The organism is Streptomyces cahuitamycinicus (genome assembly GCF_002891435.1).
In the GTDB taxonomy this organism is placed as follows: domain Bacteria; phylum Actinomycetota; class Actinomycetes; order Streptomycetales; family Streptomycetaceae; genus Streptomyces; species Streptomyces cahuitamycinicus.
The window spans coordinates 1-7,809 of sequence record NZ_POUC01000381.1 but is presented as its reverse complement, the minus strand read 5'-3'; the positions used below and the strand labels follow the sequence as shown (position 1 = coordinate 7,809).

General features: G+C 71.1%; 6 protein-coding genes. 5 read left to right on the top strand and 1 reads right to left on the bottom strand.

Annotation, left to right across the window (positions count from 1 at the left end; translation table 11 throughout):
* Window positions 1-56: 56 nt before the first annotated feature.
* Genes C1J00_RS33840 through C1J00_RS33830 form a run of 3 tightly spaced genes read left to right on the top strand, consistent with a single transcriptional unit; the run spans window position 57 to window position 2,643 of the window.
* Entirely contained in the window at window positions 57-878 is an 822-nt protein-coding gene (locus tag C1J00_RS33840; protein ID WP_102912787.1) for an ABC transporter permease, read from the top strand.
* Window positions 879-903: 25 nt separating this feature from the next.
* Window positions 904-1,908, top strand: a complete 1,005-nt coding sequence (locus C1J00_RS33835; RefSeq protein ID WP_102912788.1) for an ABC transporter ATP-binding protein — start codon at window positions 904-906, stop codon at window positions 1,906-1,908.
* A 33-nt stretch (window positions 1,909-1,941) separates the two neighbouring features.
* On the top strand, window positions 1,942-2,643 hold the full coding sequence (locus C1J00_RS33830; RefSeq protein ID WP_102912786.1) for a DUF1707 SHOCT-like domain-containing protein: 702 nt from the start codon (window positions 1,942-1,944) through the stop codon (window positions 2,641-2,643).
* A 178-nt stretch (window positions 2,644-2,821) separates the two neighbouring features.
* On the opposite strand, the gene C1J00_RS33825 is transcribed toward C1J00_RS33830, so the two are convergent.
* Entirely contained in the window at window positions 2,822-4,156 is a 1,335-nt protein-coding gene (locus C1J00_RS33825) for an SGNH/GDSL hydrolase family protein (RefSeq protein WP_102912785.1), read from the bottom strand.
* A 197-nt stretch (window positions 4,157-4,353) separates the two neighbouring features.
* Between C1J00_RS33825 and C1J00_RS33820 the strand changes: the two genes are divergently transcribed.
* Window positions 4,354-5,697 (top strand): DUF445 domain-containing protein, encoded by a 1,344-nt coding sequence (locus C1J00_RS33820; protein WP_439333457.1) that lies wholly within the window; start codon window positions 4,354-4,356, stop codon window positions 5,695-5,697.
* 185 nt (window positions 5,698-5,882) lie between these two features.
* Complete coding sequence (locus C1J00_RS33815; RefSeq protein WP_245936607.1) at window positions 5,883-7,412, top strand: MFS transporter; 1,530 nt, start codon at window positions 5,883-5,885, stop codon at window positions 7,410-7,412.
* The last annotated feature ends 397 nt before the right edge of the window (window positions 7,413-7,809 follow it).

Below are 7,809 nucleotides of genomic sequence, written 5' to 3'. Positions count from 1 at the left end.
GCTGGCGGCGGGGCGGCTGCTGCAGTCGGCTGCGACGCGCAGGGTGGTGGTGCAGGGTGGCTGAGCGTGGGGCCGTGGCCGAGGGGCTGCGGGCCTATCGGCTGATCGCCGGGATGTGGATCCGGTCGAGCATGACCTACCGCACCTCCTTCGTCGTCACGGTGCTCGGGAACCTGACGGTGACCTGCCTGGACTTCGTGGGGATCCTGCTGATGTTCTCGCACGTGGACTCGCTGGGCGGCTGGTCGCTGCCCGAGGTCGCCTTCCTCTACGGGCTGTCCGCGACGTCGTTCGGGATCGCCGATCTGGCGCTCGGCTCGATGGACGTCCTGGGTGCCCGGATGCGTGACGGCTCGTTCGACACCCTGTTGGTGCGTCCGGCGCCGGTGCTCGCCCAGGTCGGGGCGGACCGGTTCGCGCTGCGCCGTTTGGGCCGGATCACGCAGGGCGTGGTGGTGCTGGGCTGGGCGCTGGTGTCGGTGGACGTCGACTGGAGCGTGCCGAAGGTGCTGCTGGTGCCGGTGATGGTGGTCAGCGGTGCGGCGATCTTCTCGGCGGTGTTCGTGGCGGGTGCGGCCTTCCAGATCTACGCGCAGGACGCCGCCGAGGTGCAGAACGCGTTCACCTACGGCGGGACGACGCTGTTGCAGTATCCGCCGACGGTGTTCGGCAAGGACCTGGTGCGGGGCGTGACCTTCATGCTGCCGCTGGCCTTCGTCAACTGGGTGTCGGCCGCCCATGTGCTGGGGCGGCCGTATCCGGTCGGGCTGCCCGGGTGGGCGCCGTTCGCCTCGCCGCTGGTGGCGGTGGCCTGCTGTGTGCTGGCCGGGTTGGCGTGGCGGACGGGGCTTCGTTCGTACCGGAGTACAGGGAGCTGAGTTGACCGGATCGGAAAGCGGGTCCATCCCCTCGAAAAGCGGGTCTGTCGCCTCGGAGGGCGGGTTCATCGAACTCGACGGTGTGGAGAAGGTCTTCGAGGTGCGCAGGAAGACCGGCTTCATGAAGCGGGAGCGGCGGCAGGTGCGGGCCGTCGACTCGATCTCGTTCCGCGTGCAGCGTGGCGAGATGGTCGGCTACATCGGGCCCAACGGCGCCGGCAAGTCCACCACGATCAAGATGCTGACGGGCATCCTCACGCCCAGCGCGGGCCGGCTCCGGGTGGCCGGCATCGACCCCTCCCGGGAGCGGACGCGGCTCGCGTACCGCATCGGCGTGGTGTTCGGGCAGCGCACGACGCTGTGGTGGGACCTGCCGCTGCTCGCCTCCTACCGGCTGATGCATCGCATGTACCGGATCCCGGACGCCCGTTACCGGGAGAACCTCGACCGTCTGGTCGAACTCCTCGATCTCGGCGACCTGCTGGACGTGCCGGTGCGTCAGCTCTCCCTCGGGCAGCGGATGCGCGGCGACATCGTGGCGGCGCTGCTGCACGACCCGGAGGTGCTGTACCTCGACGAGCCGACCATCGGGCTGGACGTGGTGTCGAAGTCCAGGGTGCGGGAGTTCCTGCGGGAGCTGAACGCCGAGCGCGGCACGACGGTGCTGCTGACCACGCACGATCTGCAGGACATCGAGCAGTTGTGCAAGCGGGTGATGGTCATCGACCACGGGCGCCTGATGTACGACGGCCCGCTCACCGGGCTTCACGAGGCGGGGGAGAGCGAGCGGACCCTGGTGGTGGACCTGGAGCGGGAACTGCCTCCGATCGAGGCGCCGCCGCCGGCGCGGGTCGTCCGGGTGGACGGTCCGCGGCAGTGGCTGGCGTTCCCGGCGGGGGAGTCGGCGGCGCCGCTGGTGGCGCGGATCGCGGCCGACTACCCGCTGGTGGACCTGTCGGTGCGGGAGCCGGACATCGAGGCGGTGATCGCGAAGATGTACGCGGATCAGGCGGAGCGGGCGATCTCGTAGCCCCCGGCGGGGTGAACTCGTAGGCTGCTGTGTATGACCGACGACGCCGTCCCGGACCTCCGCGCCTCCGACGCCGACCGTGAGCAGGTCGCCGGCATCCTGCGGGACGCCCTCGCGGAGGGCCGCCTCGACATGGAGGAGTTCGAGGAGCGGCTCGACGCGACGTACAGGGCACGGACGTACGGGGAGCTGGCGCCGATCACCCGGGACCTGCCGGCCGCGGGCGTGCCGGTCCCGGCGGTGTCCCTGACGAAGGAACCGGCGGCCGGCTCCGACTGGTCCGGGCGGATCGTCGGCGGCGAGGGGTCTTCCTCGTGGGCGGTGGCCGTGATGTCGGGCTTCCAGCGCAAGGGGCACTGGACGATGCCCCGGCGGTTCACCTGCCTCGCCTTCTGGGGCGGCGGGGAGATCGACCTGCGCGAGGCGAACTTCGCGGATCGCGAGGTCGAGGTCAACGCGATCGCGATCATGGGCGGGGTGGATGTGATCGTGCCGCCCGGCGTCGAGGTCGTCGTGCGCGGCATCGGCGTCATGGGCGGCTTCGACCACCGTGAGGAGGGTGTGCCGGGTGAGCCGGGCGCCCCGCGGGTCGTCGTCACGGGCTTCGCTCTGTGGGGCGGCGTGGGTGTCCAGCGGAAGCTGACCCGGGCGGAGAAGCTGCGGATCCGCGAGGAGCGCCGCCAGGAGAAGCTGGAGCGCAGGGCGGGGCGGCGGGAGCTGGACGGGGAGTACTGAGGGCCGCGAGCCGCGTGCCTGCCGCCTGCCGCCTGCGGACAGGCGACGGGCACGGGACGGGATCAGACGGGACGGGCTACGGCTCCGTCCGTGTGCCCGCCGCCCGCGGACAGGCGACAGGCGACAGGCGACAGGCGACAGGCGTTGGACGGGACCGGACGGGATCGGGCGGGGCGGGTTACAGCTCCGCCGGGGCCGATCCCTTCAGCGTCTCCAGGTCGAAGGACTCCGCCATCCGCGCGTATCCCTTGTCGCTGGGGTGCAGATGGTCCCCCGAGTCGTAGTCGGCGCGCAGCCGGCGCGGGTCGTACGGATCGCGCAGCGCCTGGTCGAAGTCGGCCACGGCGTCGAACACCCGCCCGGCGCGGATCTCCGCGTTGATCGTCTGGCGGACCGCCTCCCGGGCCTCCGTGTACCCGCGGTGCCCGTAGAACGGCATCAGCGTCGCGCCGACGACCTTCGCCCCGCGGGCGTGGGCCTGCCCCACCATCGTGCGCAGGCCGTTCAGGATCGCGTTCGGGTCGGCGAGCCGTGGGTTGCGCAGGATGTCGTTGACGCCGAGGTCGATGACGACGACCTTGACGTTCGTCCGCTCCAGGACGTCCCGCCCGAAGCGGTTCAGCCCGCTGGGGTTGTCCGCGGGGCGGCCCAGCCCGTCGGCGAGGACCTGGTTGCCGCTGATGCCCTGGTTGACGACGCTGTAGCGGGGCAGGTCCCGTCCGGCCGCGATCTCCGCGCGCAGCCGGTCGGCGAGCACGTCGGTCCAGCGGCTGTTGGTGTTCGGCGTGGAGGTGACGCCGTCGGTCAGCGAGTCGCCGAGGGCGACGATCGTGCCGTCGGACTCGTTGCTCAGCACGTCCAGCGCGGTCAGGTACCGCCAGGAGCCGGTCCGCTCGGTGTAGGGGGTGCCGGTCGCGTCCTGCGTGTGGTCGCCCTGGGCGATGTAGGAGACCTGCCGGGCGTGCCGGTGGTAGGTCACCGGGCCGGAGCTGGTCGGGGTGTAGGTGGTGATCAGGACGTCGGCGTCGTGCGGGACGACGACCCGTACGGCGTCGCTCATGACCTGCCGGCCGGGCGGGATGACGACCGTGGGTCCGCCGCCGAAGGTCAGCTGCCGCATGGTGTCCGCGAGTGCCGCCGCCGTACCGTTGCCCGCGGACACGGCGATCGTCGCCCGTGTGATGTTCAGCGGCGACTGGCCGTAGAGATTGGACAGCGTCACGCGGGCACCCGTACCGCCGACGCTGGTGTGGACGACGTTGCGTACCGAACGGTCCGCCATGCCGGTTGTCTCGGTGCCGGGTTCGGCGGCGGAGGGAGAGGTGGACCAGGTGCCGACCCAGGTGCCGGTGGAGGCGGGTGCGGCGGAGTTGTGGGGGGCGCGGCCGTCGCCGAGGGCGTTCCGGTTGCGCAGGGCGTCGTCGGGCGCCACGCCGACGTATATGGCGGTGGAAAGGCCCACGATCGCTGCGACGACCAGGGCCAGGAGGGCGTAGCCACGTCCTCGGGTCATGCTGTGTTGTTCTCCTCGGGCGATGGGAGCCCAAGGCTCCGATCTGATGTGCCCATGATGCGTCATGGGCCCGGGGGAAGCTCACAGGACCCCGTGGCAATACCCCCTCCCGACAGACGCCGGGAACTCCTGTTCCGTTCCAGGAGTCGGTCAGGAAGGGACAATGTGTGTGCGGGATCACCGAGCGGGTGGAGCGGATGGAACGGACGAAAGCAGCAGAAAAGGGCGCCGGTACCGGAGGGCAGCATGCCCGGCCCGGCGGCGCGGTGAACCGTGCGATGACGACCTTCAGCCCGGCGGACCAGGAGAAACAGCGCGGCGTGCGGCAGATGAAGCTCACCGCCACCGGTCTTCTGGTGTTCGTCGCCCTGGTCTACGTCCTCGCCAAGTGGGCGCAGAACTCCGGCGCCGGCCCCTGGGCGGGCTATGTCGCCGCGGCCGCCGAGGCGGGCATGGTCGGCGCGCTCGCCGACTGGTTCGCCGTCACCGCCCTCTTCCGGCACCCCCTCGGCATCCCCATCCCGCACACCGCGATCATCCCCACCAAGAAGGACCAGCTCGGCGTCTCCCTGGGCGAGTTCGTCGGCGAGAACTTCCTCTCCGAGGACGTCGTACGCCAGCGGCTGCACGCCGTCGGCATCGGCAGCCGCCTCGGCGCCTGGCTCGCGGTCCCCGAACACGCCGACCGGGTCACCGCCGAGCTGTCCACCGCCCTGCGCGGCGCCCTGACGGTCCTGCGCGACTCCGACGTCCAGGCCGTGGTCGGAGAGGCCATCACCCGCCGCGCGAACGCCCAGGAGATCGGGCCCGGCATCGGCAAGATGCTGGAGAAGGTCGTCGCCGACGGCGGTCACAAACGGGTCGTCGACCTCGTCGTCAACCGCGCGCACGACTGGCTGGTGCTGCACCGCGACGAGGTGATGGACGCCGTGGAGGGCGGCGCCCCCGGCTGGACGCCGAAGTTCGTCGACCGCAAGGTCGGCGAGCGGGTCTACCGGGAGCTGCTGCGCTTCACCACCGAGATGCGCGACATGCCCGGCCACCCCGCCCGCGGCGCCCTCGACCGCTTCCTCACCGACTTCGCCTCCGACCTCCAGTCCGACACCGACACCCGGGCCCGCATCGAGCGGCTCAAGGGCGAGGTGCTGGGCCGCGGCGAGGTCCAGGACCTCATCGCCAGCGCCTGGACGGCCGTACGGTCCATGATCGTCGCCGCCGCGGAGGACGAGCGCAGCGAACTGCGGCTGCGCGTGCGGGCGTCCCTGCTGTCGCTGGGCTCGCGCATGGCGGCCGAGCGCAAGGTGCAGGACAAGGTCGACAAGTGGGTGGAGGACGCGGCCGTCTACGTCGTCACCACCTACCGCAAGGAGATCACCTCCCTGATCACGGACACGGTGGCGAGCTGGGACGCCGAGCACACCACGAAGAAGATCGAGGCCAACATCGGCCGCGACCTGCAGTTCATCCGCATCAACGGCACGGTCGTCGGCTCCCTGGCCGGCCTCCTGATCTACACGGTCTCCCGCGCGCTGGGGGCGTGAGGCCGTGCGCTGGGGGGCGTAGGGCCGCGTGCTGGGGGCGTACGGCCGCGCGTTGGCGGGCGTAGGGCGGCGTGAGGCCGGGGCGTTGGCGGGCGTAGGGCCGCGCGCTGGGGGGCGTGAGGCCAGGGCGTAAGGAAAGGCGCTCAGGGCACTCGACTCGGGTTCGCTCGCCGAGGAGGGAGCCCATGACCACCGCGCAGGCCGAGACCGGCCGAACCGTGACGACCGACATCCCCGCCCGCCTCGACCGCCTCCCGTGGTCGCGCTGGCACTGGACGATCGTCATCGGTCTCGGCACCGTGTGGATCCTCGACGGACTCGAAGTCACCGTCGTCGGCAACATCGCCAGCCGCCTGTCGGAACCGGGCAGCGGTCTGCCCATCACCTCCGGCGAGGTCACCGGTATGGCGGCCGCCCTCTACGTGGCGGGCGCCTGCCTGGGCGCCCTCTTCTGGGGCCGCCTGACCGACAAGTGGGGCCGCAAGAAGCTCTTCATGATCACCCTGGCGGTCTACCTGGGAGCCACGGCCCTCACCGCGATCTCCTTCGACACCTGGTGGTTCTTCCTCTTCCGCTTCCTCACCGGGTTCGGCATCGGCGGCGAGTACGCGGCGATCAACTCCGCGATCGACGAGCTGATCCCCAAGGAGTACCGCGGCCGCACCGACTTGATGATCAACGGCAGCTTCTGGCTGGGCGCCGTCTTCGGCTCCCTGCTGTCGATCGTCGCGCTGGACACGGACATCTTCGCGGCGGACGTCGGCTGGCGCCTCACCTTCGCCCTTGGCGCGGTCCTCGCCCTGGTCATCCTCCTCGTCCGCCGGCACGTCCCCGAAAGCCCTCGCTGGCTGATGATCCACGGCCGCGACGACGAAGCCGAACGCATCGTCTCCTCCATCGAAGGCAAGATCGAGGAGGAGAGGGGTGAGCCGCTGCCGCGCCCCGAGGGCGAGATCACCATCCACCAGCGCCGCAGCGTCTCCTTCATCGAGATCGGCCGCACGGTCTTCTCCGACTACCGCCGCCGCGCCGTCCTGGGCTTCTCCCTCTTCATCGGCCAGGCTTTCCTCTACAACGCGATCACCTTCGGCTTCGGCGCGATCCTGACGACGTTCTTCGACGTCCCGAGCGGCAGCACCGGCTACTACTTCGCGGTCATCGCACTCGGCAACTTCTTCGGCCCGCTGCTCCTCGGCAAGCTCTTCGACACGGTCGGCCGCCGCATCATGATCTCCGGCACGTACATCCTGTCCGGCCTGCTCCTCTTCGGCACGGCCTGGCTCTTCGACCAGGGCTCCCTGAGCGCGACCACGATGACGGCGTGCTGGTGCGCGGTCCTGTTCTTCGCCTCGGCCGGCGCGTCCAGCGCCTACCTCACGGTCTCCGAGGTCTTCCCCATGGAGACCCGCGCCATGTCGATCGCGTTCTTCTACGCCATCGGCACGGCAGCGGGCGGCATCAGCGGCCCGCTCCTCTTCGCCAAGCTCACCGAATCCGGTGTCGTCGGCGACACGGTCCTCGCCTTCTCGATCGGCGCGACGCTGATGTGCCTGGCGGGCCTGGTCGCGGCCCTCCTCGCGGTGAAGGCGGAACGCCGCTCCCTGGAGGACATCGCCAAGCCGCTCACGGCGGCGGGCAGCGCGGACACCGGCTGGTCCGACGACGACGCCGAGCCAGGCCCGGGGACGGACGGGAGCCGACAGGCGACGGCTTAGGTGTGTTGTCCGGGCAGGCCGGTGACGCGGCTGGCTGCGGTATGGCCGCAGTCCCTTCGTTCGCCGGAGGGCGGGCGGGACTTCGCCCACATGGTAGGGGCCGACGACCGGGTACGGCGTCCGGCTGAGGAACGTGGGAGCCGGGAGCCGGCCGGTGACGGCTTGGGGGTCGGCGACCGGATGCGGCGTCCGGCTGAGGAACGGGAGCCGGGAGCCGGCCGGTGACGGCTCAGGGGTCGGCGACCGGGCGCGGCGTCCGGCTGAGGAACGTGCGAGCGCGGGACGGTTTCCGCGCTCCCCCGCCGCTGTCGCCGTCCGCCGAAGGGTGAGAGACCGCGGGTCAGGCGTTACGCGCCCCCTCCCGCCGCCCCTGGTCACGCCTGCGCAGCAACAGCAG